Here is a 25,050-nt window from a genome sequence, read left to right as displayed (position 1 = left end):
AACGTTTTGATATTCATCAACGAGTGCCCACACAGATTGATAGGTTTAAATTGTTAAAGAGCTTTGCTTGTCGAAACTTTCTTTTTACAAAGAAACCCTTGAAAGCGGACGTGAATTCTAGCGATTTAATTTTAAGTGTCAAACACTTTTTAAAATTAATTCCTTTCGAACTTTCCGTCTTTCTGATTACCGCTGAAGCCTTGTAGCGACTGCCGTGTCAGTGAGGCGGCATTATAGAGATCATCGAAAACATGGCAACCCCTTTTTTGATAAAAATTCAAAAAAATTGCTTAAGCGTCTACTTTTACGTCAAAACCCTCTTTCATAGGCCAAAGCTCATACAATCAAGAGCATATAACTTAGAATTTCGCGACTAGATCTTTCGAGAATGTCTCTATATCCAGTTCGATACTCCACTTTTCACTAAGCTCCATTATGTTATCTAGAGATTTCTGAACCGTTTTTATTGTCAATGTATTGTTATCTAGGTCGTATACCTGTTTTTGCGTGGTGTAATAGAAGTAAAGGATAGTTAATGCTTCTCGGTCGCCTTGCTCAGCTCTTGGTTGAATACGCTTTAGCTTACGATAGATTTGATTGTGAATCTGTTTCAGGTTCCACACATAAAGCGCTTCTTTAAAGTAATCATGCCCTTTCACACGGCTCGCAATAAACGCATTCAAGGCGACTGATAAAATCACCCCGAGTACATTCAAATGGAAATTACCCGTCGCTTCCCCTGTAACGGAGCCAGCTGAACCAAAAAGCTCAATCAGAATGCTACCAAATACAATGGCAAACAAGGCTAGTGACCCAACCAATGAAACCAACAGTAGGTTCATCTTCTTTCTATATTCTTCTTTATTAATCTTCTGTAACTTCATCGACTACTTCCTTATGTAATACCAATCGTAGTAAATAACTGTTCACCCTAGCTGGTTAAAACGCTTAATAACTGCGTTAGAAATTTTGATAGTAGAATAACTACTTATCGAAACTCTTTGTCGAATAGAGCCGCCTTGTTCTCAAGCCTTTTCCCTGCGCTATTTATGATCACTTACTGTGATTGGTATAAGTCACCTAATAATTTGCGCATACTATCTATGTAAACCTTGGTTAGCTTCAACCTTTACCATCTTGTAATGTGGTCACTCTCTATTTAATACGTAGAGTTCTTGTGGTCAGTACTATACATAACTCCATTTGACTTCATTAATAGAAAAGAGTTACATACCGCCATAATTTTTAGTTATTCATCAATTCATGTTGATTAAGCCTATTTCGCTTTATCACATACTGACAAGGTACATCCCATGCGTTCATTTGTATTACGCGCTCGCGCAGCCCCTACAGAGAGCAAACTTATCTTAGAAGGTGTTGGGCAAGACGCTCATACTGAGATTCTGGCTCATACTCTGATGAACACGATCTTCGTTGCTCAATCACACCGTGAGAATGTCACCGTGCACCTTGTATTAGAAAGTACTAAAGACTTTTCACGTACGATCACTTTCGATTCAAATGAGATCACTAACATTGGTGGCTTTCATGAATCGGCATTGTTATCAGCGGTAGTAAGAGCGGTTGATGCTTCTCAAGGCATGATAAAAGAACAGACACGTCAGGTTGAACCGGGCATCACTGTTCGTACTATGAGTTTTGAAAAGTTGGTTAAAGAACTGGCTGAAGACCACCAGCTGTACATGATGGATAAGAAAGGCGACTTTATCCGTGACGCAGAGATTGCGGAAAACCCATGTTTCCTTCTAACTGACCATATCCCTATGCCGAAGAAAAGCTACAACAGCTTGAAGCGTTTAGGGACAGAGAAAATCAGCTTAGGTCCAAACATGTTGTTTGCTTCTCAGTGTGTTGTATTGATCAACAATGAACTGGATGTACGTGGTTTTTGATATCCACAGCTCTCTCTACGATAGTTCTCTCTAAAGCAGAGGTCACTCTAAAACAACAGTTCGCTATAAAAATAGCTAGCCCTAAAACCATAAATGGAGCGATATACGCTCCATTTATGGTCAAGTTAGCGTGCTAATTAAAAACGCACTTCGACGGTCATCCCTTCAATCCAATATTCTCTAGGCAAATCAGCCGTAAAGTTCAATGCTACTTTGAGATATGCTGGCTGCCCTTCAAAAGGGCTTGCTAATTGAGTCGGCAACTTACTGACGATTTCTACCGAATCTGCAATCTCAGCCTCAAAAGTACTACCATTAGGAAACCTTACCTTGGTATGAGCTCCTATTATCGCATTCTCTAAATATTTAGGGTCTAAATACGCGACCACTTGCGGGATGGTATTCTTCGCTATCGTTACAAGCTCGTCACCTTCGAACACTCTCTGTCCTTCAACGACATGGATATCGACAACGCGACCTTCATAGGGAGACTTAATCGCCAATCCTTGTTCAACAACACGTTTAAGTGCTAGATCTTTCATTAAAGCACGTCGAGCCTGACTAACCGGACCCGCTAATTCTCTTTCTTGTTCAGCTAATTTCGCATTTTGATAATCAAGTTTTTGTCCATTAAGCTGATTATTAAGTGAGTTACTCATTCCCACTATACTTGCATAGTCCACATCGGATACCTGACCTTTTTTCCTATATTCTTCATATCGCGTTTGAATTTGCTGTACCGTGTTTAAATTACTGCGCGTTTCTTCAATGCCTTTCAAGTGCAGTAAGCCAATATCATCAGGAGACCTGATTTCTAAATCTAATAACTCAGCATGAAGAAATTCGATTTGCGCTTCCACTTCCATATTAGTCAACTGAATCGCTGTCTCTGATTTTAGGATTTGACTTCCATCGTCTACTGGAATTGGGCCGACTACTCCTGCAACTTTAGAGGTTAAGGTTACAGGATGCGAGGTAATGATTGCCGGAGCAATAACCAGAAAATTTGTCTTTAAGAAAAAATACGCTACGAATAATAGAGGGCTAACCACTAAGCTTAGGATTAAATACCAACGAAAGCGGTAGCCTCCTCTTTTCGCTTGTCCGTAAGCAACTTTGATACCATCATCCGATTGAGGGTTATTCTTTTTATCAAGATGAAATTTCACTTTCATTGTTAAAACCTTTTGCCTTTTTTCAATACCCACCAAGGAGCCATACTGGATTCTTCATGACTTCTTCTAAATAACTCATTCACCATAGAGAACGCCGTAATCAACCGCATAAAGAACTGATAAAACGGATACAAGATTAGCCATTTTGCCATCTTAAGATCTTCTTTCGCTCTTTCGGAAACCAACCCAATATAGACAGTAAAAAACAACAACACTGTCGACAAATAGACGCAATAGATAAGGATCAGAAGTGCAGCAACAAGATCGAAGGGGTAAGCCCAAAATATGTAAAACATGAATAGCGAAACTAGAATGGGCAGCAATACGTTTTGTAGAACGCCATAAACTAAAGTAAATATAAAGTTTCCCCAACCGAGTAATCTAGGGGTTAGACCTTCATTGTGTTTCCTTAAAAACAGAAATAATAAGTCTCCATCCCATCTTAGCCTTTGTTGTACCAACCCTTTCAGTGTATTGGGTACATCAGTATGGCCCACAGCTTTGGGTGTAAAAGCGAGTTTATTGTTTGGATGTCTTTTCTTGTACTGTTTGAGCCTCATCGTTAAGTCGAGATCTTCAGCAGTATGGGTATCCCACCCTCCAACTTGCTTCAGAGTGTTCTTTCGAAAGGCACCAAATGCTCCTGATATATTATTGAGAACACCCCAGTTGGATAGCCCCGTCTTACCAGCTTGCATTGATAACATATATTCAAGAGACTGCATTCGCGTAAGCAAATTTTCTTGCCAGTTTCTAACGCGTAAAGCACCTCCAGAAGCAATCACATTCTTATCAGTAAATTGCTTCATCATTTGTAACGCCATGTCGTTATCAAAAGAAGTATCACCATCAACATTAATAACAAAATCGCCGGTAGCGTTATCTAAACCAGCATTTAACGTTGATACGCGACCTCCTCTTTGCCACTTAGGAATGACACGAACATCTCTGTTTCTTACCGTTTTATGTCTTTGCTCCCCTCGCATTGCAGCTAAGTAGGTATCTTCATTTTGAGTTGCTCCATCGACTACGGCTAAAATCTCAATCTTTCCGGGATAAAGCTGTTCAACAAGCGTGTCGATCGTTATCTCAATTGCATCTCCTTCTCCATAACAAGTAATTACAAACGAGATGCTTGGGTATTCTTTTATCTCTATGTCACTGGCCGAATAAGACCAGCGAAAGATTCCACTTAACACAAGCAGAAAGAGTGGGAGCTCCACCATAATCATCATGGGGAAAAGCATTAGCCAAAGCTCAGAGTTCTCTAAAAGCATCCCCCAGAAGTACTGTTGGAGATCAAGGCTAACTGACAGCATAGATTTCACTGACTTTACTTTCTAACCAATAACCAACATCTTCTTTCATTGTTGGATCGGGTATACCCCATGCAAAGACATTCAGCGTGAAATCGTCATCTTCGATTAAAGAACAAAGTGCTTCTATTTTCTCGCGTAATACTTCTATATGTTCCATCTTAGCTTTAGGCATAAATACAAGAAGAACATCGCTTTTAAACTGACAACAAATATCAGAATCTCTAAACAATCCGTTTAAACGCTCTGTAATTTGCTCGATCAAAGCAAACATTTTTGCGTCTCCATTTTTAGACACATACTGCGCTAAATCAGGCAGGTGTAACCCCAATAATAAGTGCTCTTCTTCGTGGCGAAGTGCAATCCTATTAACCCAGCTAAGAAGATTAGAAAAATACCCGCCGTCTACTTTCCCGCTTAAGGTCAGTTCAGGCGCCGATAGCTTCACTCCATGACGGAATATATACTCTCCCTGAACTCCAAGTTTCAGCGAATAAATCTTCCTAACAACCAACTTTGAAATATCGTTTTTTGTACCACACTCGAAACAAGAAGCTAATGTCTCCGCCTCAGAAAAAGAGTGAGAGCATGAGTTACATGTATGAGTTTCTAAAGGGCGATCATAATCCACTCCAATATGTCGAAGCTGAGTCAAACATTTCGGGCATTCTAATTTTTGATTGCGTTTGAAAAGCCCTTGTTCAGCAACATGGCCACACGTGAAACAATGGAGAGAGGTACGCTCAGTAATATCAATGTCTTTGCAAGAAGGACACGCTTCGATGTAGTTTAAGTGGGCACTGGCACATTCATGACACACTCTTACTCGATCGATTAAATCCTCAATTTCAAAAGTGTCTCGCTTAGTCTCTGATAATACAAAACGATAAGTTGAACTTAACTCCGGATAGTAAAGCTCCACTAACGGATAGGAATATATCGATTTATGAGACAAATATTTGTGAGGTGATAATCGACGTCTTTGATCCAAGCCTAACCACCCAACAAGAGGGTCTAATGTATCCGATGTGTCGATAATACTTTCTAACGTTCTGCGGTGTTGAATCACCTCTTCTTCAACACTTTCTGGATTTAAAGTGCCGTCTGATAAACACTCTGATAATGCACTATCTTCTAAAATATAAATCTTCCAAGACCAAAATTTCCTGCTACGGTGGAGTTGGCTCATCACGTCGTCTTGCGAACTAAGATCGCCATTTAGAACTATGACGCCGCCCAATAATTCAGGGAGTTGATTAATGTCACTGACTGGCACGAGCTCAAATGATTCTCTGGTTTCAAGTGTAGGGGTTCCAAGGCAGTAAATTTTCAACTTATCTTTCATTCATTAACTCCAAGTCTTTTGACGTTGTCATCGTTGAATTAAAGCTAAACAAACGTTAATTTTGAACGATGCTATTTCATTATTCACCCTTACATAAATACTAGATATCGATATGAAAACCGTCCAATAATTAGCCAAAAAGATTAAATAGGATCACCAATTAATTAACACCTACGAAACATAAATATCGTTAATACTTGGCATCAAAGCGGTTACATTCAAGTCTAAAAGTAGGGGTTGATGAGTGTTATTTTCGATAGCAGCACTTCCGGAATAATAGCGTTCTCAAAAAAATTAAGCCTAATGCCCATGATTTTTTGACCTCCTAAACACAAAAAGAGCTCAACTAAGTGAGCTCTTTTTTATTATCTATATCTTGCTATCAATGGAGTTATCTAGGAATCAGACCCGATTAACCAAAGATGAAGCTGTATAGGAAGCCTGCCCCCATCGCCATGCTTAGGATAACGAATAGGAATGCTGCAATCATTTGGTTCTTGAAGATTGATTTAAGCAGGATAACTTCCGTTAAACTTGCACCTGCACTACCAATAATCAATGCCATTACCGAACCCAACGCCATGCCTTTCTGAACTAGAGCAGCACTTAATGGGATTACCGCTTCAGCACGAATGTACAGTGGAATACCAATCACGGCTGCTACTGGAATCGCATACCACATACCTTCACCAGCGTACTGTGCAATTAGGTCTGTAGGAATGAAGCCGTAGATGAATGAACCAATCGCAATACCCATCATTAGGTAAGGGAAAACTTGTTTGAAGTCTTTCCAAGTTGAGAACCAAATTCTCATCCAACGGCTAGGTTCTTTCTTCTCTACAATTTCAGCAGTCGCGCTTCCATCCGCAGAACAGCATGAAACCGTGACTTGTGGCTCTTCTTTTTTAGAATCGCAGCAAGATGTCTCTTTCGCCATTGCTGGCGCAGGCTCACCACATGCACTTGTACCACATGAAGATTCCGCTTTAGCCGTTGCTGCTTTCTTAGGAGTAGAGTCACGACAACTAGTGCCACAGCTTGAAGCAGAACCTGTCGATTCATACGCTTCAGGTTTGACGTAGCGTTCAAAACCTAACTTCTCAAGTGCGTAACCAGCGACTACAGATACCGTCATTGCTACAAGGAAGTAGAACACAGCGACTTGCCAACCGAACGTAATCACGAACAAACCAATGATCACTGGGTTCAATAGTGGGCTACCGAATAGGAACACCATCATTGGACCGAAACCCGCTCTTGCACGCAGCAATCCTTTTAGGAAAGGAATGGTCGAACATGAACAGAAAGGTGTAATTGCACCCAATAGTGCAGCAACCACATACCCCTTACCATTACGTGAGCTCAGGATAGATTGAATCTTTTCTGGTGTAAGGAACTCTTGAAGAATCCCAACAATGTAGCTGATCGCTAAAAAAAGGATAATTAACTCTACTGCTAAGAAAGCGAACATATCAAGTGCGTCTTTTAGCATTGTTAACATTTCATTGCTCATAATTAACTCCAAACTGGATTGAAGGTCGGGCTCTATGAGAAAAGTAACCAACCCTTAATTTCGAATATTCTCGAATTATAGAAATAAACAGCTCCAGATCAAGATTTATTTCGATAAAAATCGAAATGATTTTCGAAAACACAGTTTTTCAATGACTTACACAGACACAGTTTTTAAATTTGAATTCGACATACATTTCGACTAACATCGAAATTAAATCTTGAGGAGTTAATATGAACTTAGAAGTCGTTGCGAAAGCACTTAAAGAGTTGGGCCACCCTATTCGCCTAACCATTTATAAGAGTGTCGTTAAAGCTGGCTACCAAGGCATTGCAGTTGGCGGCCTACAAGAAGAACTAGGCATTCCCGGTTCTACCTTGTCTCACCACATATCAAGCTTGGCGTCTGCGGGCCTAATCAGCCAAAGACGAGAAGGGAGAACTCTATTCTGCGTGGCGGAGTATGAATGCCTAGAAGGTGTGATTGATTTCTTACAAGACGAGTGTTGCGTAAATGAACAGTGCAACTAATGCACCTTTGAACAAGGCAACTTTGAATAAGGCACCTTTAAAGCTCGAACAAGTCTGGGCCGAGTATCAGCAAGCGTTAAAGTCATTCTTGCATTCAAAGGTCAACAATTCTGCGGATGTAGACGACTTGCTCCAAGATATCTTGATTAAGACCTATCAGAACTTAGACAAGGTACAAGATGCGAGCAGTGTTAAGGCTTGGCTGTTCCAGTTAGCCAACAACACCATTATCGACTTCTACCGTAAACATGCACGCCAACAACGTGATAGCCAAATTGATGCTGAAGATCTGTGGTTTACCGATTTAGACCACGACTCTGAATTTAAGCAGAAGCTCTCATTGTGTATTGAACCTTTTATTCAGGCACTGCCAGAACAAAGTTCATCGCTACTGCTTGCTGTCGATATCAAAGGTCAAAGCCAAAAAGAGATCGCAGAGGCTCAAAACATCAGCTACTCAACCGTTAAGTCTCGTGTTCAGAAAAGCCGCGGGGATCTTAAGAACTTGTTTGAAGAGTGCTGTAACCTGTCACTTGATCAACAAGGCAATGTGATTGACTGCGAGCTCAAACCAGATAACGATTGCAGTAAGTGCTAATAGCCATCCCTAAAATAGAACAAAGCCAGCAGTTGATGCTGGCTTTGTTGTTTTCATAATCTGCAAATCACGCTTTGTTTATGCGAATCGAGTACTTAAGCGAACCTAGTGCTTGATCGTACCGAACTACGCCGCTTCCGCTTTTACGACCGGTTGATAGCGTCCCGGTTTATGGTTCATCGCCAAAATCAAGTTGGTGACTATCGCACCCAGTACAGACAGAAGAACCAGCGACACATCAACGATAAACAGTGAAAGCACAACAATCGTACAATCTAGTGCCATCTGAACCTTACCCGCACGAATCCCAAAACGTTCTTGTAAGAACAGCGCCAGAATGTTGAAGCCACCTAAGCTCATTTTATGACGGAAGATCACCAACATGCCGGTACCAATCAAGCCACCACCAAGTAAAGCTGCATACAATGCATGAATTTCGGCAATTTGAATCACGTGATACAAGTGATCCACGGCGAACGAAACAATCGAAACCGCGATAAACGTATTGATGGTGAAGCGCCAGCCCATACGAGCAACCGACAAAATATAGAAAGGTAAGTTAAGTGCGAAGAACACTTGGCCAAAGCTCAAATCTGTCACTTTGGTAATGAAGATCGCTAGACCAGCCGTGCCTCCGGTGAGCAAACCGACTTGATTGAAAAAGATAACGCCGAGTGACACTAGCGCGCTACCTAAGATCAGTGCCAGTAAGTTTTCGCGAAGGTTATGATCTTTATCCATGTGAATGACTCTCCCTGAATCTTTTAACATCGCGTTTCAGTCCCGTTGAAACGATTGAAGTACAAATTTACGATGTTTAACAGATAAGTCGAGTAAATGCGCAGTGTTACTGAGTGATTAATTTGTATACTAGCTTTTACAGGCTTTAAAATACTTCACTAAAACAAGCAGTTATATCTAAAAAATTAAATATCCATCCTAAATTCTCCGCTTCTACCACATAATCAGCGAGCTTCGTGTTTTCCTATTTATTAGCTACGTTTCATTCCAACTCCAGCGATGCTTAAATCTATGCATAAAACGCATAGACTAAATCACAAAAGGTCATTTGATACATACCCTACTCGTCATTATGATGCGCGACTTCTTACAACATTGAGCGCATGTAAACACCTTATGTTTTCACAATCTCTTTTTGCCCAACTCGCCAGAATGACGCTATTCCTTGTCATTAGTTTGGTAATTGTGCATCACAATCAGCCATTGATCGATCTCTTGGCTCAGCATGCCGTTAGCAGTGGATGCCACCAGCAGTCAGCGCATGAGCATTCCGGGCACGAACACCACAATAAAATGACTGACCAACACATGTCAGCGCAAGACCACTCACATCACCACCATTAATTTAAGAGTATTAGAATGAGCATTTTCCGTTTTCCTTTACTGGTATGGCTTGGGATCGGCACACTTATTATCAGTCTAGGGATCAGACAATCATTCGGCATTTTCATGATGCCAATTTCAGAGCATTTCGGCACGGGTCGAGAGTTTTTCAGCTTCGCGATTGCGCTACAAAACCTATTGTTTGGCGTGTTCCAACCTTTTGTTGGTATGGCTGCTGACAAATGGGGAGCAAGACGCATCATTATTGCTGGCGCATGTGCTTACGGTTTGGGTTTACTTCTTACCTCTATTTCTACCGAATCAAGCATGCTTTACGTTTCATTAGGCGCATTAGTTGGCCTTGGATTGAGTGCGACGAGCTATGTGATCGTGCTAGGCGCGGTAGCAAACGTAGTACCTGCAGAGCACGCAGCGAAGGCATTTGGTTTAACCACAGCAGCAGGTTCATTTGGTATGTTCGCGGTAATTCCGGGCGCGCAATACATGTTGAACGAATTTGACTGGCAGAGTGCAATGCAAGTCTTTGGCGTACTTTGTTGTTTCATGATCTCTTTTGCCCTGTTTATGCGAGCGCCGAAGTCGGCAACCAATAAGCAAGTAGAAGACACTCAGACACTAAAAGAAGCGCTGTCTGAAGCATTTGCGAACAAAAGTTATTGGTTAATTCACGCAGGCTTCTTCGTGTGTGGTTTCCACGTGATGTTCATTGCGACGCACTTACCGAGTTACTTAGCCGACAAAAACCTACCCGCGAGCAGCGCAGCAATGGCACTGGCTTATGTGGGTATCTTCAACATCTTCGGATCTTACTTCTGGGGTGTGATGGGCGATAAGTTCAGCAAGCGTCATGTAATGTCGGCACTGTACTTAGTACGTACTGTGGTTATCGGAGCTTTTGTCACTTTGCCTGTTACTGAGTCAACCGCGGCTATCTTCGGTGCAGCGATTGGTTTTTGTTGGTTGGGTACGGTTCCGCTAACTTCTGGCTTAGTTCGTCAGATCTTCGGTGCTCGTTACCTGTCGACGTTGTACGGTTTGGTGTTCTTTACTCACCAAGTGGGTAGCTTCTTAGGCGCTTGGGTTGGCGGTCGTATTTACGATTACTACGGTTCTTACGAGCCAATCTGGTGGTCAACCGTGGTACTTGCATTTGCGGCAGCGCTTATCCATTTACCAATCAATGACAAGCCGATTGAGCGACTGAAATTGGCAATGGCTTAACGTTTAACACTGACTCCCCCACTAGCGTAAACAACAAGTCGTTCCAATAAAGCGAGTGAGTATTGAAAGGAAGTATCCTGATATGCTCACTCGCTTTTTTGTTAGTCGTTATTATCGAAATGATAACTAACGAAACTTGCATAAGCCTCACTGAATAATAAGACTATTCTTTTCGTTTTAATTTATAGTATCCACTCGCTCCTTTAAAACTAATTCGCAGGCTTATGGAATACCTAGATCAGACCGCCCTTATCGCGATGGCACTCATTTTTGTCGGCTCGTTTGTACAAACAGCAATCGGCTTTGGCTTGGCTATTGTGGCTGCCCCGTTGTTGTTTTTAGTCTCGCCCGACTATGTACCTGCGCCTATCTGTTTAGTTGGCCTGTTCATCTCGTTATTCAACGCCTTTAAACACCGTGCAAACATTTCTATTGGCGGATTAAAAATCGCATTACTAGGACGCATTCCAGGCTCACTAGCAGGCGGTGCCTTGTTGGTGATGGTTTCAACGAGCGTGTTGTCACTTTGGTTAGGTTTATTAGTGGTATTTGCAGTGATTGTCAGCTTGCTTCCATTTAGGTTAGAGCCGACGCCTGCCAAAATGGGCATCGCGGGATTCTTCTCAGGATTTTTTGGCACCAGTTCAGGTATTGGTGGTCCACCTATGGCACTGCTACTCCAACACCAAGATGCCAATCAGCTGCGTGGCAACTTGTCTGCCTTTTTTGTCTTTAGTTCAATCATTTCGTTGATTGTTCAGATCCCAATTGGCTTCTTCACTATGCACCATTTGATCATCACCATACCTTTGCTGCCTGCTGCTTGGTTGGGTTACAAAGTGGCGTTAATGACCACGCAAAGCATTCCTAAAGAGAAGATACGAATTGGTTCTTTACTGTTATGTTCTATCAGTGGCTTTACTGCCATTTGGCAGGGCTTAGCTGGTTAGTATAGAGATAACGTAAGTACTGAAGGTTGCTTACGTTTTGTAACTATTTTGATGACAGCTCACTCATCTCAATAAGCAAGCGCATATGACTGACTAGTGACGTTATCCATTATGCTCAAATACCCTAATGCGGCGCCTTATTTAAGCTTTAAAGTCAGTACCACACTGTCGTAAACATCTCTATCTGGCGGTCACGATTCCCTCTCATTCAGCATCAATGAACCATTACTGCATAAACCATTTTTTCATGAGCTTTTTGTATACAGAGCTGAGACTGTTCAAATTAGACTAAATGTTCAATTGAGAGCGTAGTTGCATTCACTATATCTCTATATACTCGCACAATCATTAGCCAGACAGATGAGCACGCTCAGTATTAAGGACATTCATATGAAACAACTTGGATTTAAGCAGGTTCTTTTAGTCGCAGTATCAGTAATAATCGCAATAAGTGTCGGTTCAGCCAACTATTTATCATATCAGAGTAAGAAGGAAGCACTCACTGACACTATTTATCAGAGCACACAAGACCGTATTCGCATTGAAGGGAATAAGGTTGAGACTTACCTAGAAGCAAAAACACAAGCAGTAGCAAAAGTAGCTGCTGATTATCGTCAACATAATTATCAAGATAGACACGCCGAGCGAATGCGCGTGGGCTCATTAGGTGCTGATGTCGCGAACTTGATGATAGGTTTTGACAATGGCGATGCTTATGCCTCATTCGATTACCCGGGCTGGGATAATCACAAAAGCCCATCAAGCTACGACCCTCGCAGTAAAGCTTGGTACAAAGAAGGTAAGCGTTCAGGAAGCCTTGTATATACAGACCCATATACAGACTCCACAACAGGTACCTTAATGGTGAGCATTGGTAAAGATGTTGGTAACGGTGTGGTATTGGCAGACATTCCACTCGATGTTTTAAGTGACACTGTCTCTGAAATCGACCTCAACGGTGCTATTTCGATGATGATGACCAATGACATGACGGTGCTGGCTAGCACATCCAGTGTGGTTAAAGTGGGCACTAAATTAACGGATTACGCTTCTTTGAAAGACGTTGCAAAAAAAGCACAAAATTCAGAAAGCACAATCGTTAATTATAGTATCAACAGCGTTGAGAAAGTGATGTTCAGCCATGCGGTTAGCTATGGTGACAAAGAGTGGTACCTACTTGTTGGATTAGACAAAAGCGTCGTATTCGCAGCGCTAGAAGTCGCTCAGCAGCAAGCAATTATGATCACGATTGTCTACCTATTGATCAGCGTAGTTGCCACGTTATTCATTCTCAATATTCTTTACAAACCCATCCTAGCGTTGAAAGGAACCATTACAGGGCTATCAAATGGTGATGGTGATTTAACTCAGAGACTCGAAGTAAAGAAACACGATGATTTAGGGCAAATCGCATCTGGTGTAAACCAATTCATCGAGCATATACAAGACTTGATGCTAAAGATTGACGCAGCATCGTCTGAACTGAAAGAAAATGTGCAGCAACTTGAACATAAATCAGATGAAAATAACCACATTTTGAATCAGCACGTGCAAGAAACTGAACAAATTGTCACTGCCATTGAAGAAATGAGTTCAACAGCTGACGCCGTTGCCCAAAATGCAGGTGAAACGGCGCAATCAACTAAAGTCGCGTCGGATATCGGGGAGCAATCACTCAATGCTGTCGGTGATGCACAAATGAAGGTTAATGCACTAGTTTCTGAGATAGAGAACACATCATCGAACCTAGAAAGCATGAGCCAAGAAACTAAAGGGATCAGTGATATTTTGACAGTGATTGGTGAAATCGCTGAACAGACCAATCTCCTTGCGTTAAATGCAGCGATTGAAGCCGCACGAGCGGGCGAGCAAGGTCGTGGGTTTGCAGTAGTAGCTGATGAAGTGAGAGCCTTAGCGAGTCGAACACAAGCGAGTACACAACAGATTGAACAAGCGCTGACTCGTTTGCTTTCAGTGAACAAGAATGTTGAAGAGTCTATGAATAAGACGAAAGGGACTTGTGACGAAACATTTAATAACACAGAGAAAGTGGGCAGCAGCTTAAATGAGCTAACGTCACAAGTAACGGGTATCAATGACCTAAGCATTCAAATTGCAACGGCCGCAGAAGAGCAAAGCAGCGTAACTCAGGAAATTAGTCGTAACATGGTGGCTCTGAGTGACATTGTAAATGAACTCAACAAAAATGGAGATCAAGCTTTGGTGCAAACCAACAATATCTCCCAAGTAAACGAACGACTGGCATCAATGGTTGGTATGTTTAAACTGCGTTAATTCATACTAAAACAGTTAGTTAAAATGAAACTTGTAGTGTGTCGCGGTTATGGTTTCAAATAGCGTCTATAGTTTTTCAATAGCAGTCATCGTTTAAAATAGCCGCCTTCTCCGAAGGCGGTTTTTTATTCCTCTCTTTCAAAAGCCCCACCAGAGCTCTTCTAGGCAAGTTTATTACTCATTTGCGATCTCTTAGAAACATCGGTAACAAAAGTTCTATTCTTTGCGTCGGAATCAGTGGCACCAATAGGTAAATCAAACCGGCAAAGGCGATAGACGCAGCTAAGTCTTCAGGGCGGTGCATACCAAGCCAAACACGACTATAAGCAACGCCACCAGCCCAAACTAGCAAACCGCCGACTAAGTAAAAACGTTTCGCTTCTAGGAACAAGCCGCCAAAGAACGCCAGACACACGCCAACGAAAATCATGTGCCCAGATGGGAAAGAATAGTCAGTCTCACCTAGCCAATGACGTGTTCGCCACTCACTCACCTTGTCTTGCACAGATGCAATCGCTGCGTTCTTTTCTAGCAATGGCAGTTCGTAAAACAGCTCTGGCATTTCAACGACTTCTTGCGTCACCAAATACTCAGAATAAGGACGCGGGCTTTCTGTAGAATGCTTTAAGAAAGTTTTTGCTGCAAAGCTGAGAACCAACAACAAGCCGAGCTGCAGACAAAGGCTGACGAGCTTAGCTTTGGAAAATTTCATCTTGAGCAATACCAAAGACAAAACAGCTAGCGTTACCAAGAATCCTTGATTACCCGCCGAGTAAGTCACAAACGTTATGAAGGCGCCTTGGAAAGGCGAAACCGCAGCCCCAAGGTCAAAATTAGATCCAAAGATCAAAAACGGTACGAGAGAAGACAAACTTAAAACGAGCAGTAATAAGCCTTTGGATTTGTTAGAGAACGGAGATGTCATGACTAAAATCTTTTGGATAAAGTGGATGGATGCTAGCGCAGCTTAGCACTGCCAATATCAATTTTATGTCAAAACGGTCATTAAGCCGTCATGGTCTAACAATGTTCGATTGATGAACCTCTTGAGTATTGATTCGGTGAACAGCCACGCCAGCATCAACAATGTTCGACATCCACTTATGTTCATAGAGCAACAAAGACCACTCAAACCAGCTGATTCAAAGGTCTTATCCCACTAAAGACTGCCGGACACGTTCTGCTGATAAAGTGAACACTTACCCGACTATAAGGCCGGAATCTGAAAAACTTTGCTGTCAGTCCTTTAAATCCACTATTGAAAGGATTACCATCTGGTCTGCTTTCAAAGCAAAATAGATTATTAATTTTTATTCTCAGGGCGGGGCGAAATTCCCCACCGGCGGTATGTCCTTAGCAAAATCTAAAGATAAGCCCGCGAGCGCTCGATTCGTCGAGGTCAGCAGATCTGGTGAGATGCCAGAGCCGACGGTCATAGTCCGGATGAGAGAGAATGAAAACACACTCGTTTAACTTGGAAAGGTGTACCTATTTATTAGGTTCATGCCTCCAACTTAGACGGGTGCATTTCGTTTTGGATAAAACCATAATGAGCTAATACCAATCACAGTAAATAAATGATCAGAGATAGCGCAGGAAAAACGCTTGAGAACAAGGCAAAATTTTTCGATAAGTAGTTATTCTACAGTCAAAAATTTTAACGCCGTTATCAAGGGTTTTAACCAGCTAGAATGACCAGTTGTTTACTACGATTGGTACAAGTCGACTTGTAATGAGTCTGCTTTGTTGTGCTCGGTTGAGATCCCTCATACAGCCCTGATTCTGGTGATATTTTAGGAGTTTAACCATGAATCAGTCTTCACTACTTGCCGAATTTGGCGAACCAATCACTCGCGTTGAAAACGCACTGCAAGCTCTGCGCGAAGGTCGTGGCGTGCTTCTACTTGACGATGAAGATCGTGAGAACGAAGGCGACATCATCTACTCAGTAGAACACCTAACGAATGCTCAAATGGCGCTTATGATCCGAGAATGCAGCGGTATTGTGTGCTTATGCTTAACAGACGAGCAAGCAAACCAACTCGAACTTCCACCTATGGTTGTTGATAACAACAGCGCAAACCAAACTGCGTTTACCGTTACTATCGAAGCAAAAGTCGGCGTAACAACAGGTGTTTCTGCCGCTGACCGTGTAACAACGATCAAGACAGCTGCAAACCCAACGGCTAAACCTACTGACCTAGCTCGCCCTGGCCACGTATTCCCATTACGTGCGCGTAAAGGTGGTGTACTGGCTCGCCGCGGTCACACAGAAGGTACTGTGGATCTAATGCAAATGGCAGGTCTTCAATCGGCAGGTGTACTGTGTGAAGTTACCAACCCAGACGGCACGATGGCAAAAGCGCCAGAGATCGTTGCTTTCGGTAAAATGCACAACATGCCTGTACTGACCATTGAAGATATGGTGATGTACCGCACTGAGTTCGACCTAAAACTGGCTTAATGTTTAATATTTAATGCTTAATGCTTAATGCTTAGTATCCCGATATTAACTCAAGCGCATTGACCTAAACAGATCTAGGCTCACCAATGGAGCCAAGCTTATTTTAAACAGGGCATAGTGACTGTCACTCAAACAGCTTTTACAGCTGACTGATACCGTCCAATAAAGCCTGTTAGAATCAGAACCGCATACAAAAATTAGAGCCTCACTGATTTAAGTGGGGCTTTTTTCATACTCACGTCCGATAAAAAACCGAGCCAATTAGCAACTATTATCATTAACAACACGCAATTGTTATGTTATAACATCGCAAATAATTACTCATAACTAGGACAAAAGCATGAAAAAGCTTGCCGCACTGGCGTTACTTTCCATCAGTGCACTACTCATATGGATATTTTTACCATCAAAAGAAACACAACCAACAACGCTAAACATTTCTGGCCCCTTTGAATTTACCGACCAAGATTTATCTAAAAACGGCTATTTATTTACACGGTTACAAGTCGTTGAAGCGCTTACTGCTATCGATAAGTCAGGCAACGTCACCCCTTTATTAGCGAAAGAATGGACAACTAACGCAAACAATTTACGCTGGGAATTCACATTGCGCCCAGACGTTGTGTTCCACGATGGCTCCCCGCTTACCGCGCAAGCTGTTCAAACTTCTCTTTCTCACGCTTTAAAAAAACCTGGCGTATTAAAGCGTGTACCTATCAAAGAGGTATCAGCTTCAGACAACCTTCTAGTGATAGAACTATCTCAACCTTATCGACCATTGCTGGCAGTGTTAGCTCATTACACAGCAGCGATTGCAGCACCAAGTTCGTTTGATCAACAAGGAAATGTTGCACAACTGAGTGGTACAGGTCCTTATAAAATCCAAGAGTTACAAGCTCCTCATAAAGCGCATGTTGTCAAAAATGCTGACTACTGGGGCACAAAAGCCTCGATTGAACATGTTCACTACCTTGCAGGTCATCGCTCTGAAAGCCGTGCTTTGTTAGCACAAACCGGTCAAGCCGATCTGGTTTACACACTCGACCCAGCCAGTATCGACCTGCTTGAGTCAGCAAAGAATGTTGAATTGGTGATGGAGTCCATCCCAAGAACGATCCTAATTAAGTTGAATAATGAACACCCACTTTTGAATCATTCAGATGTGCGTCAAGCTATCAGTCTAGCTTTGGACCGAACGGGTATTTCAAAACAAATTGTCCGCGTTCCAGGCTCTGAAGCCTATCAACTGTTTGCCCCTTCTCTTGGCGCATGGCACATCAATAACCTTGAGCAAACTCAGCGCAATATCGACCAAGCGAAAACATTACTTGCAGGGCAAGGTTGGCAGGAAAATGAGGAAGGTCTCCTTTCGCGAGAAGGCAAAACATTCGATATTACTTTAACTACCTACTCAGACAGACCAGAGCTGCCTATCGTAGCTACCGCGATTCAAGCTCAGCTTAAAGAAGTCGGCATTCAAGTGAATGTTTCTATCGATAACTCAAGTGCAATTCCATCAAAGCACAAAGACGGCACATTAGAAATGGCGCTCGTGGCGCGTAATTTTGGCACTACGGCGGATCCCCTAGCCTTACTGATGCGAGATTTTGCTAGCCATAAAGGCAGTGACTGGGGACCAATGAACTGGTCTTCTGATGAGTTCAGCAGCTTACTTCAACGTCTATCGGTTGAACCAAACCAAGAGCAATATAATCTAATGACTCAAGAGGCTTCATCCATATTAGCGGAAGAAATGCCGCTGATTCCTGTGACTTTCTACACTCAATTAGTCGCGGTGAATGAACGTGTTAACCACTTCTCATTTGACCCATTTGAAATCAACTATCGCATCTCAGAGATGACGATTAATGATTAATATCTTAATCCGAAGAGTACTCCAAGCCGGCTTTGTGGCTTGGAGTATCGGAACACTCACTTTCATTTTAATGCGCTTGTTACCCGGCGACTTTGCTTTTCGAATTGCAGCGGGTCGCTATGGGTATGATTATGTGGATGCGGATGCGGCACAAGCGGTTTATCAAGAGCTAGGGCTTGATCGTTCGGGCTTGCAGCTATACCTCGAATGGCTATGGGATCTTCTCCATTTTGATTTGGGAACATCATTGATTAGTGGCACCCCCGTCATTGATGAAATCAGCCACCAGCTCGGGCATTCCATTTTATTGGCAGTCGTCGCGACCGTCATTTCTCTTCTCATTGCCATCCCAATCGGTATTTATTGTGGAAAACGGACCGACTCTTTTGCAGACCATTTCTCGCTATTAGGTTCCATCATCTTAAGAGCTCAGCCTGTATTTTTAATAGGTTTGGCCTTGGTGATTATATTTGCGTTACAGCTGAATTGGCTTCCTGTGGCAGGCTTTGGTCGAGTCGAGTTTATCATTTTGCCCGCCCTCGCCTTGGCACTATCGCTGGCTGCAATGTCTAGTCGTCTTATAAGAAACGCCACTCACGATGCCATCACAGCACCGCACTTTTTATTCGCTCGTTTAAAAGGACTCAGTGAGGCGCAAGCTTTTCAGCATCACGCTCATAAACACATCGCTTTACCTGTTATTACTTTTGTTGGTGTTCAAGCAACCGGGTTAATTGAAGGGATCATTATGATCGAGTCATTATTCTCTTGGCCGGGTATTGGTCACGCGTTAGCGCATGCGATTTTCCGTAGAGATATACCAATGATTCAAGGTTCTGCTCTGCTGATGGGGCTTCTATTTGTGGTCATCAATACCTTAGTCGATCTTGTTAACTACCAATTGGATCCAAGGCAACGCGCGAATAAACCCTCTGCTTTATTTTCAAAATTTGCACCTAATAAACAACAAGCAGAACCCGAAAAAAAGAAGGTTAAGATCGTATGAATTTAACAAAGCCGCAATGGTTAGGTCTGATTATCTTAGCCGCCTTATTATGCCTAGTCATGCTAGAACGGACTGTCTATCAAGGTGATATTGCCAAGCAAAATTTAGACCTTGCATTCACAACGCCTTCTGTCGAAGAACCTTTAGGCAGAGACCATTTTGGACGCAGTAATTTGGCAAGATTAAGCCACGCCATCAGCACCTCACTTTCCATGGCATTAATAAGTATTACTACCGCTGCGTTGTTAGGGACGTCAATGGGAGTAATCGCTGGTTGGAAACAAGGATGGTGGGATAAAATCTTTTCATTCAACGTGAACATGATACTCGCCATGCCCGGCTTAATTCTTGTTTTACTTTTTGCGGCAATGGTTCCTGGATCATTCCTCATTCTATATATCGCCATATCGCTCATGCTGTGGGTGGATTTTTTCCGCGTGTCACGCAACCGAACGTTGTCACTCATTCAGTCACCTGCAGTAGAAGCCTCTCGGCTTTATGGGTTCAACCACTGGTATATATTCAAGCGTCACTTATGGCCAGATTGCCGAAATGATTTATTCACCCTGTTCTGTTTTGGTACGGGTAATTCAATACTGGCACTCGCGTCTTTAGGCTTTCTGCATGTTGGGCTCAAGCCGCCAGAAGCTGAACTCGGCTTAATGATGGTTGAACTATTCCGTTACTACCACCAAGCCCCTTGGGTTTTGATTCAACCGGTACTGACCGTTTTTCTTCTGGTATTAAGCTTTCATTTATTAGCTCAAGGAAAACGTCACACGCAATCCTCAAAAAACCATACGCATAATGAACCGGGAGCTAAACAAGAAAAACCCCAACTAGGCAAACAAGCGGATAACGGAGTAGCAGCATGAACGCAATGTTAAAAATTGAAAACCTGTCGATTCAAACTGATACTCAAACCTTAGTCCAGAGCTTAAGTTTAGATTTATATCCGCAGCGTCCGCTCACCATTTTGGGAGAAACAGGCGCGGGGAAAAGCCTAATCGCGGCAGCTATCGCCGGCACATTACCTGATGCCTTAAAACCAGAGGGCGACATTACTTTGTTTGATGAGCTTAACCCTTTAAATCGAGAACGGTTTTGGGGCAAAGAAATAGCTTTGCTACCTCAAGAACCTTGGTTAGCACTCAATCCGCTTCGGACTATAGGATCGCAGATAAGCGAAGTTCATAAGCTGGTTTTAAACGAAGGTCGTTCCCAGAGTGACACACTCACCCATCATGCACTTCAACAAATGGATCTGGGCAAAGATGGAGATAAACACCCATTTGAACTCTCGGGCGGAATGGCGCAACGTGCTGCGTACTTATGTGCGACACAAGCTGGAGGCAAACTGTTAATTGCCGATGAACCCACAAAAGGCTTAGACGAAAGCCGACGTGATCACGTTGGGCAACTTCTCCTTTCTCACTGCCAACAACTTGAAAATGGCAAACCCGGTGGCCTGCTCACCATCACTCACGACATTAAGCTGGCTAAAATGTTAGGTGGTGACATCATTGTCATGAAAGAAGGGGCAATTGTTGAAAGGGGAGACGCTAAAGCCATTTTAGATCAGCCACAAGCGGCCTACACAAAAGCGCTAATACAAGCGCAACCTGAGTATTGGTATCTTGATCAGCCAACTTCCTCGCAACCTTCAAATGAATCAAATAGTCACGCTACTCCCTCAGAGGTTGGTATACAAAGCGGGCAGAAGCCATTGCTTGAAGTTGAAAGTTTAGCGATTTACCGCGATCAAAGAACACTCTTTTCAGATCTCACGTTCTCATTATCACAAGGTGAAATACTGGGAGTTTATGGTGACAGCGGATGCGGGAAATCTTCTCTCGCCGATACTTTACTAGGGTTGCATCACGACTTTTCCGGCAATATCGACTGGCTTCAAAAAATCGAAAAAGGACAACGCCTCAAGCTTTACCAAGATCCACCCAGTGCGCACTCCCCTCACACAACACTAAAAACGTTACTTAATGACTTATGTGCGCTTCACAAGCTAAATCGCTCCAAGATACCCGTACTTCTAGATAGATTGAGCCTTAACTCTGCTTTGCTTGAACGTCCATCAAGCCAAGTATCCGGAGGAGAATTGCAGAGGTTTGCGATTTTACGAGCGCTACTGATGAGCCCAAAACTGTTAATTGCAGATGAACCCTCATCACGATTAGACCCCATCACAGCAGCCCAAACGCTAAAGCTGATTGTTGAAGTATCGAAAGAAGCTAACTGCGGCCTAATTTTGATCAGCCATGATCAACTGGCTTTGAGTAAGCTATGCAATAAAGTGATCGACTTATCGCGCTATTGATTTATCTAGCTATTGATTTCTGGATCGATAGACTTATTGAGCTATTGGGCTATCGACCTAAACGAGCTTCGCGGTTATCTGTCTTCTCAGTGGTACATTCGCCGTAAATCTTTAGTCATACCTTCACTATCTACTCACTGAATGTACATCTCTGTGTAACCCAATCTGACTAACCTTGCATAAGAGGTTAGCCAGATTGTAGCTATTTATGCTTCAGCCATAGCAAAGTCTAGAAACTATAAAAACCTCTAACCTCTTCTATCGCACTCACTCGAATGGTGAGGTGATGCACCAGTATTGGTCATCCACAAGCGGGCTTAAAATATAAGTCGTTGAAATATAATGTTTATCAATTTTGGCACAAATCGTGAACTACCACTAAGTAGGTATTCAGATATTAGGAGTTGAATATGTTGGTCGTTATTTCAGTGGGTTTATCCCTATTAGTACTTGCAGCGCTGTTTCATTTCTCAAAGAAGAGACAAACAGCGCTATCACACCGGTTTGAAACCTTAGTTCTACTCAGACAGTTATTGTTGCTATCACGCAAACATCGCGCGGCAACGCATTATGCTCTGGCGTATCAATTGACGAGCGACTCAATTCGAAAAGTGAATCAGATTTACGACAACATACTTGAGGTATCTGAACTGCTTCAATCTCATGTGTCGTTTGACAGCCGTCCGATGTATCGCATTTATCACCTCAAACTCATCGCTATGCACAATGACTGGCAAAACCGTAGCTTAGTACGTAATCAATCGATTCATGGAAAAACGATTCGTCACAGCATGTTCTTGATGGATGAAGTGATGATCATCTGGCTGATTCAATCAGAACGAGAAGACATGAGCCGTGAGTACCACATGAACTGGCAACAGATCTTAGATTGTATGGAGATCCTTACCAAGTTGAGAATGGCCATCCCTGGGATAGAAAAGTCGAATACGGAAATACCTGAGGAGTATGCGAGATTCAAATTCTATGCATCTCAGACTCACCGTAAACTCAACCAATTATCAATTATCTGCCCTATTAGCAGTGGATCACCAGTTTGCACTCGAGCGATGCATGCACTCGCAGAAATCGCATCGAGCAACGAATTAACCCAACCGACAGATAGCTTATACGAATTAACCAGTGATATTTCTAGCGTCGTATCGCAAGTTTACGACCAAGTATTATCCGACATTACTAGAAACTTGTATCAGCCTTTACCTGACATCAACGATAAGGCGATAAACACCCGATTATCGGTACACAGATACGTGTAAAGACTTCGTGAGAGGAGAGCGTGTGGAACTCTGAATTATTGAGTTCAAATCCGATATCACCTTTGATATCGGATTTTTGTATTTGTTTGCTTATGCCTTGTGTACTTGTGTACTTGTGTACTTGTGTACTTAAGATATATAAGCTCAAACATCACCAGACTTAATATCGCTAGACCAAACTTCTGCTGCAAAATCAATGAACTGACGAACAACAGGCAGCTGATAACTGCGAGACAGATACACCGCCCAAAGCACACTGCAGGGTGAAACAAAGTCATCCAATATTCGTTTCAATTTCCCTTCTGCAATCAACGGATTGGCTAAATCACAAGGTAAGCGAACAATCCCTTTTCCATGCTGTGCGGCGCGAGTTAATACCCCAACATCGTTAGCCTTGATAGTGCCAGACACCTCAACCGAATAGTGCTGGTTATCCTTAACGAAATCCCACTTAGAAACACTCAAATGGCGAAAGCAGTTATGCTGTCGAAGTGCTTCGACCGTTTCAGGTTCTCCGTACTTGTCTAGGTAGACTTGAGAGGCACACACCACTGAATCAATGTCCATGAGCTTTCGAGCAATCAAACTATCGTCAGGTTGGTCAGTATAGCGAAGGGCAATATCTATTCTCTCATCCACCAGCTGCGCAAAACGGTCTGAGGCAAACAACTCGACCGTGATATTAGGGTGACGCTCTGTGAATTGCTCAACCACATCCAACAGCATATTTTGAGTTAAACCAATCGGCGCTGCAATTCGAATTACCCCTGAAAGATCGTCGGTTTGATTGAGTGAAGTGACTTCTAGCTCTGCGGTTTCATGGAGTATCTTCTCGCAACGTCGCAGCGCAATCTCTCCTGCCGCTGTCAAACTGACCTTACGAGTAGTTCTGTGCAGTAACCTTTGTTTTAACCACCCTTCGATCTCTTGAACATGCCGTGAAACCTGTAAACGGCTCATGTCCAAATGCTCTGCTGCTTGAGTAAAACTGGCGCAATTTGCGACTTCAACAAAGCTACGCATCGCCGTCAACCTGTCCATCACACTCTCCCTTGCCGACTTAACCAAGCCTATTAGATAACTGTATAGATACAATCTACATCATTTTACGATATTTATCGCAACCTAGTGAGCTATTAGACTGCAATGGCTGTCGAGAAACAGACTCAATAAATTAGATAATTGGAGAGACATTATGAAAATTGCAGTATTAGGCGCATCAGGTTGGATTGGTAGTCACATCGCTCAAGAAGCTCAATCTCGCGGACACGAAGTTGTTGCTGTTGTAAGAGATGCAAGCCGCGTAAAAATCAGCGATGTTGAAGTTCGTTCATTTGATTTACAAGATGAAGCGGCAAGTCTAGCGACCGCTTTCTCAGGCGTTGATGCGGTAATTGCTTCGATTGGTGGACGCGCTCTAGGCAATCACGACATCGTAAAAAACACAGCAGCTAAGTTACTTGATACATTGCCAAGCATTGACATCGAACGTCTACTTTGGGTAGGAGGTGCAGGCTCATTAGAAGTGGCGCCAAACGTACCGTTAGTTACCGTTCCTGACTTCCCTGCGGACTACAAAAACGAAGCGCTAGCACAAGGAGAAGCCCTTGAAATGTTCAAACAATCTAATGAAAAGGTTAACTGGACATTCGTTAGCCCTGCTGCGGAAATCTTCCCGGGCGATAAGCTATCAGCCTACCGCACAGGTGGTGATCAACTGCTCACTGACGAAGATGGCAACAGCAAAATATCCGTCAGCGACTACGCTATCGCGATGATTGATGAACTAGAAGCTGGCAAGTTCCCACGCCAACGTATTGGTGTCGCTTACTAGTCAGCTCATATATAAAAACTAAAAAAGCCGCTTGTTCAAAACA

Annotated in this window: 21 protein-coding genes, 1 pseudogene and 1 riboswitch; of the genes and pseudogenes, 14 read left to right on the top strand and 8 right to left on the bottom strand. The window is 42.8% G+C overall.

Going from position 1 to position 25,050, the window contains the following annotated elements; all coding sequences use genetic code 11:
* A pseudogene (locus AB4513_RS00690) lies at positions 1-206 on the top strand (hypothetical protein); the annotation flags it as partial.
* 153 nt (positions 207-359) lie between these two features.
* Here AB4513_RS00690 and AB4513_RS00685 read toward each other — a convergent pair.
* Complete coding sequence (locus tag AB4513_RS00685; RefSeq protein ID WP_009846286.1) at positions 360-884, bottom strand: DUF3087 family protein; 525 nt, start codon at positions 882-884, stop codon at positions 360-362.
* A 429-nt stretch (positions 885-1,313) separates the two neighbouring features.
* Here AB4513_RS00685 and trmY point away from each other — a divergent pair, with 429 nt between their 5' ends.
* The gene (gene trmY, locus AB4513_RS00680) at positions 1,314-1,913 is read left to right on the top strand and encodes a tRNA (pseudouridine(54)-N(1))-methyltransferase TrmY (RefSeq protein WP_009846285.1); all 600 of its coding nucleotides are present in this window, start codon (positions 1,314-1,316) and stop codon (positions 1,911-1,913) included.
* Positions 1,914-2,050: 137 nt separating this feature from the next.
* Here trmY and AB4513_RS00675 read toward each other — a convergent pair whose 3' ends face one another.
* The 4 genes from AB4513_RS00675 to AB4513_RS00660 all read right to left on the bottom strand — a co-directional run bounded on the left by AB4513_RS00675 (position 2,051) and on the right by AB4513_RS00660 (position 7,262).
* Positions 2,051-3,124: an HlyD family secretion protein gene (locus tag AB4513_RS00675; protein ID WP_083784025.1), complete on the bottom strand. Its 1,074-nt coding sequence runs from the start codon at positions 3,122-3,124 to the stop codon at positions 2,051-2,053.
* Positions 3,091-4,407, bottom strand: a complete 1,317-nt coding sequence (locus tag AB4513_RS00670) for a glycosyltransferase (RefSeq protein WP_009846283.1) — start codon at positions 4,405-4,407, stop codon at positions 3,091-3,093. The genes AB4513_RS00675 and AB4513_RS00670 overlap by 34 nt, the downstream gene beginning before the upstream one ends.
* Entirely contained in the window at positions 4,394-5,749 is a 1,356-nt protein-coding gene (locus AB4513_RS00665) for a diguanylate cyclase (protein ID WP_009846282.1), read from the bottom strand. Before AB4513_RS00665 ends, AB4513_RS00670 begins: the two co-directional genes overlap by 14 nt.
* 412 nt (positions 5,750-6,161) lie before the next feature.
* Positions 6,162-7,262, bottom strand: a complete 1,101-nt coding sequence (locus AB4513_RS00660) for a permease (protein ID WP_102258224.1) — start codon at positions 7,260-7,262, stop codon at positions 6,162-6,164.
* A 233-nt stretch (positions 7,263-7,495) separates the two neighbouring features.
* Between AB4513_RS00660 and AB4513_RS00655 the strand changes: the two genes are divergently transcribed.
* Together AB4513_RS00655 and sigZ are read left to right on the top strand one after the other, a co-directional pair.
* Positions 7,496-7,792: a helix-turn-helix transcriptional regulator gene (locus AB4513_RS00655; protein ID WP_004733042.1), complete on the top strand. Its 297-nt coding sequence runs from the start codon at positions 7,496-7,498 to the stop codon at positions 7,790-7,792.
* Positions 7,776-8,390 (top strand): RNA polymerase sigma factor SigZ, encoded by a 615-nt coding sequence (sigZ, locus tag AB4513_RS00650; protein ID WP_102258225.1) that lies wholly within the window; start codon positions 7,776-7,778, stop codon positions 8,388-8,390. The genes AB4513_RS00655 and sigZ overlap by 17 nt, the downstream gene beginning before the upstream one ends.
* Positions 8,391-8,516: 126 nt before the next feature.
* On the opposite strand, the gene AB4513_RS00645 is transcribed toward sigZ, so the two are convergent.
* Positions 8,517-9,131: a YitT family protein gene (locus AB4513_RS00645; protein ID WP_017065874.1), complete on the bottom strand. Its 615-nt coding sequence runs from the start codon at positions 9,129-9,131 to the stop codon at positions 8,517-8,519.
* A gap of 639 nt (positions 9,132-9,770) precedes the next feature.
* On the opposite strand from AB4513_RS00645, the gene AB4513_RS00640 reads away from it, so the two are divergent.
* From AB4513_RS00640 to AB4513_RS00630, 3 genes are all read left to right on the top strand, one after another.
* Positions 9,771-10,976 carry an MFS transporter gene (locus AB4513_RS00640; RefSeq protein ID WP_102258227.1) on the top strand — a complete coding sequence of 402 codons (1,206 nt, stop codon included), beginning with the start codon at positions 9,771-9,773 and terminating at the stop codon, positions 10,974-10,976.
* Positions 10,977-11,200: 224 nt separating this feature from the next.
* Complete coding sequence (locus AB4513_RS00635; RefSeq protein ID WP_170962739.1) at positions 11,201-11,926, top strand: sulfite exporter TauE/SafE family protein; 726 nt, start codon at positions 11,201-11,203, stop codon at positions 11,924-11,926.
* A gap of 390 nt (positions 11,927-12,316) precedes the next feature.
* Positions 12,317-14,221 (top strand): methyl-accepting chemotaxis protein, encoded by a 1,905-nt coding sequence (locus AB4513_RS00630; RefSeq protein ID WP_102258229.1) that lies wholly within the window; start codon positions 12,317-12,319, stop codon positions 14,219-14,221.
* Between the two features lie 178 nt (positions 14,222-14,399).
* On the opposite strand, the gene AB4513_RS00625 is transcribed toward AB4513_RS00630, so the two are convergent.
* On the bottom strand, positions 14,400-15,146 hold the full coding sequence (locus AB4513_RS00625; RefSeq protein ID WP_102258230.1) for a phosphatase PAP2 family protein: 747 nt from the start codon (positions 15,144-15,146) through the stop codon (positions 14,400-14,402).
* A gap of 383 nt (positions 15,147-15,529) precedes the next feature.
* Positions 15,530-15,680, top strand: a riboswitch (FMN riboswitch).
* A 348-nt stretch (positions 15,681-16,028) separates the two neighbouring features.
* Between AB4513_RS00625 and ribB the strand changes: the two genes are divergently transcribed.
* From ribB to AB4513_RS00595, 6 genes are all read left to right on the top strand, one after another.
* Positions 16,029-16,685, top strand: coding sequence for a 3,4-dihydroxy-2-butanone-4-phosphate synthase (ribB, locus tag AB4513_RS00620; RefSeq protein WP_004733029.1), 657 nt, complete (start codon positions 16,029-16,031; stop codon positions 16,683-16,685).
* Positions 16,686-17,025: 340 nt separating this feature from the next.
* Complete coding sequence (locus AB4513_RS00615) at positions 17,026-18,561, top strand: ABC transporter substrate-binding protein (protein ID WP_102258231.1); 1,536 nt, start codon at positions 17,026-17,028, stop codon at positions 18,559-18,561.
* Positions 18,554-19,567 carry an ABC transporter permease gene (locus tag AB4513_RS00610; RefSeq protein ID WP_009846272.1) on the top strand — a complete coding sequence of 338 codons (1,014 nt, stop codon included), beginning with the start codon at positions 18,554-18,556 and terminating at the stop codon, positions 19,565-19,567. The genes AB4513_RS00615 and AB4513_RS00610 overlap by 8 nt, the downstream gene beginning before the upstream one ends.
* The gene (locus AB4513_RS00605; RefSeq protein ID WP_017097984.1) at positions 19,564-20,442 is read left to right on the top strand and encodes an ABC transporter permease; all 879 of its coding nucleotides are present in this window, start codon (positions 19,564-19,566) and stop codon (positions 20,440-20,442) included. The genes AB4513_RS00610 and AB4513_RS00605 overlap by 4 nt, the downstream gene beginning before the upstream one ends.
* Positions 20,439-21,899 (top strand): ABC transporter ATP-binding protein, encoded by a 1,461-nt coding sequence (locus AB4513_RS00600; RefSeq protein WP_102258232.1) that lies wholly within the window; start codon positions 20,439-20,441, stop codon positions 21,897-21,899. Before AB4513_RS00605 ends, AB4513_RS00600 begins: the two co-directional genes overlap by 4 nt.
* A 410-nt stretch (positions 21,900-22,309) precedes the next feature.
* Complete coding sequence (locus tag AB4513_RS00595; protein WP_017097986.1) at positions 22,310-23,173, top strand: hypothetical protein; 864 nt, start codon at positions 22,310-22,312, stop codon at positions 23,171-23,173.
* 144 nt (positions 23,174-23,317) lie between these two features.
* Here the strand turns inward: AB4513_RS00595 and AB4513_RS00590 are convergent, their stop codons facing one another.
* Entirely contained in the window at positions 23,318-24,214 is an 897-nt protein-coding gene (locus AB4513_RS00590) for a LysR family transcriptional regulator (protein WP_102258233.1), read from the bottom strand.
* Positions 24,215-24,368: 154 nt separating this feature from the next.
* Here AB4513_RS00590 and AB4513_RS00585 point away from each other — a divergent pair, with 154 nt between their 5' ends.
* Positions 24,369-25,007 carry an NAD(P)-dependent oxidoreductase gene (locus AB4513_RS00585; RefSeq protein WP_102258234.1) on the top strand — a complete coding sequence of 213 codons (639 nt, stop codon included), beginning with the start codon at positions 24,369-24,371 and terminating at the stop codon, positions 25,005-25,007.
* Positions 25,008-25,050: the final 43 nt, after the last annotated feature.

The organism is Vibrio sp. 10N.222.54.E6, assembly GCF_041473955.1.
GTDB lineage: Bacteria > Pseudomonadota > Gammaproteobacteria > Enterobacterales > Vibrionaceae > Vibrio > Vibrio tasmaniensis_A.
The sequence above is the reverse complement of the archived record's forward strand: the minus strand, read 5'-3'. Positions and strand labels throughout refer to the sequence as shown.